The following is a 2,326-nucleotide window of genomic DNA, read 5'->3' on the forward strand; positions in this document are numbered from 1 at the left end:
GATCACCCCGCGCTTGCCGGCAGCGGCGGCCAGCGCCAGATGGGGTTTGAGCTTGAACCACTTGTTGCCGGACACCCAGGCGTCGATCCGGTCCAGGCGCAGCACCGCGAGTTCGACCCCGGCCGGTTGCAGCCAGTCGAACGCCAGCGGATGGAGATCGGCCTGGGGCGCCCAGGCGGGCAGGAGCGGCGAACTCAACCGGCGGTGCGCAGCCGCTGGCTGGCCTTGTGGCGATCGCAGCGGCAGGATTCCCCGGCCACATAGCGCCCCGGAATCTCGACCCGCTCCAGCGCCGCGTCGCAGCGCTCGCCGCCAGGCAGCACGGCGTCGCAGGTCGGCTGCTGGTAGTGCGCCAGCCATTCGCGGTACTGCGCCTCGCTGACGAAGCACTTTCCGGCGGCGTAGGCCTGCGGGTTTTCCAGGTAGCGCGGCACGTCCGGCTGAGGAATGGTCAGGTGCCCGGCGCCGGGGTGGTACACCACCAGCACCACGCCCAGCTCGGCCAGTTGTTCGAGGCGCCGGTCGGCGACCATCGCTCGGGTCTGTTCGCGCTTGAGCCGCTCGATATCCTCCTGCAACTGGGTATCCAGCTCGTCGCGGTACGCCAGCTCCACGTCGCGCACCGCGATCTGCTCGCGGTAGTCGGCCACTGCTAGGGCGATCCTTTCTTCCAGCTGGGCCTCGAACTGCGCGCGCAGCACATCGGCCTCGATGCGCGCGTTACGCTCGATGGCGCGCAGTTGGCGGGTCATTTCCTCGCGGCTTTTCTGGAAACTCTCGGCCTGCTCGGCAAAACGCGCCTGCCACTGCGACACCACCATTTCCTGCTCGGCCAGCGCCTGCTGGAGCGCCGCGACCTCGTCGAGCAGGCGCGCGTGCTGGCGCTCGGCGGTCTGCTTGACCCGCGCCAGCTCTTCTTCATGATTCTGCCCGAGGCTGGCCAGACGCAGCCGCTGCTGCTTCACCAGCACGGCGATTTTCTGGCGATGCTCGAGGCCCATCTGCTCGGTGAGCTTTTCCACCAGTTCCTGCGAAGGGTCGGCGTACCAGGCGTCTTCGGCGGCGACCTGCAGACGCTCCGGCGCCATCGCCGGCAACGCCGTTTCTTCCTCGACCAGCAGGCCCAGGCTGTTGCGCTGCACAGCTTCGCGGATCGCCTGAAAGTCGCCGCGCTCAATGCTCGGCTCCCACAGGTGCAGTTGCAGCCAGGCCACCGGCGTCTGGCTACGACAGGCCAGGCGAATCGGCCCGCCACCGAGGTCCGGGCCACGTCCGGCGCGGTCCGCGAGGTGGCGCAGGGGAATGTTCCAGCCAGGGTCGGCGGCGCCTTTCGGGTCGAAATCGAGGAAGAAGAACACCGCCGAGCGCACCTGCAGGCGCGGATTGATCAGCACATAGACCGCGCGCATCTGCCGGTCGGCGAAGCCGGGAAGGTCGACCACGCCGTCGAGCACCGCCTCGAATTCGGCGAACAGCATCTGTTTGCAGACGCCCTGCTCATCGAAAAACAGTACGGCCTCGACCATCTGCGGCTTGTTCTGCATCGTTTCGGTTCCTCGTTCTGCAATCGCCCGGTCGACGCGGCACGCCCGGGGCAGGAGCCTGTTAGCAAGAACCGGCCCAGCGGTTGGGCGAGTCTAGGGCATGCAGCCGCCTGGAGGCTGTGACCGGCTTAGCAGCCAGCGACCGGCCAAGACCGATTGTCGCGGATAATCCCCGTTCCATGACACAGATAACAGAACTGCCCGGACACACAAGTCGGCCGGGCAGCGAGCGAACGCGGCGAGTGAGCGCGTCAAAGGGCGGCGGCGAGTCGCGACCCCTGGTTGATCGCGCGCTTGGCATCGAGTTCGGCGGCCACGTCGGCGCCTCCGATCAGGTGCACCTGCTGGCCGGCGTCGAGCAGGCCGTCGTGCAGGTCGCGCAGCGGGTCCTGGCCGGCGCAGACGATGACGGTGTCCACCTCAAGCACCTGTGGCTCAGCTTCGCCGACGCGGATATGCAGGCCGGCGTCGTCGACCTTGAGGTACTCGACCGAATTGAGCATCTGCACCTGCTTGTTCTTCAGCCCGGTGCGATGGATCCAGCCGGTGGTCTTGCCGAGGCCGTCGCCAACCTTGGTCTTCTTGCGCTGCAGGAGGAACACCTGGCGCGCCGGCGCCGGCACCTCGGCCTTGATCCCGGCGATACCACCGCGCGCCTCCAGCGCGGTGTCGATGCCCCACTCGTGCCAGAACGCATCGCGATCGAGGCTGGTGGAGCGGCCCTGGTGGGTGACGAACTCGGAGACGTCGAAGCCGATGCCGCCGGCGCCGATCACCGCGAC

Annotated in this window: 1 protein-coding gene and 2 pseudogenes; all 3 read right to left on the bottom strand. The window is 67.9% G+C overall.

Annotated features, from left to right (window positions below; genetic code table 11):
* A pseudogene (locus B2X67_RS04970) lies at positions 1-198 on the bottom strand (1-aminocyclopropane-1-carboxylate deaminase); the annotation flags it as partial.
* Positions 195-1,544: a chromosome partitioning protein ParA gene (locus tag B2X67_RS04975; protein WP_286784793.1), complete on the bottom strand. Its 1,350-nt coding sequence runs from the start codon at positions 1,542-1,544 to the stop codon at positions 195-197. The pseudogene B2X67_RS04970 and the gene B2X67_RS04975, both read right to left, overlap by 4 nt.
* Positions 1,545-1,795: 251 nt before the next feature.
* A pseudogene (gene fadH, locus B2X67_RS04980) lies at positions 1,796-2,326 on the bottom strand (NADPH-dependent 2,4-dienoyl-CoA reductase); the annotation flags it as partial.

The sequence above is a fragment of the Pseudomonas sp. UBA3153 genome (assembly GCF_002364635.1).
Classification (GTDB): Bacteria; Pseudomonadota; Gammaproteobacteria; order Pseudomonadales; family Pseudomonadaceae; genus Pseudomonas_O; species Pseudomonas_O kuykendallii.

What these genes read in the sequence shown, in the direction of transcription:
- B2X67_RS04975 (WP_286784793.1), bottom strand. Translation starts at nt 1,544, where the DNA reads ATGCAGAACAAGCCGCAGATGGTCGAGGCCGTACTGTTTTTCGATGAG.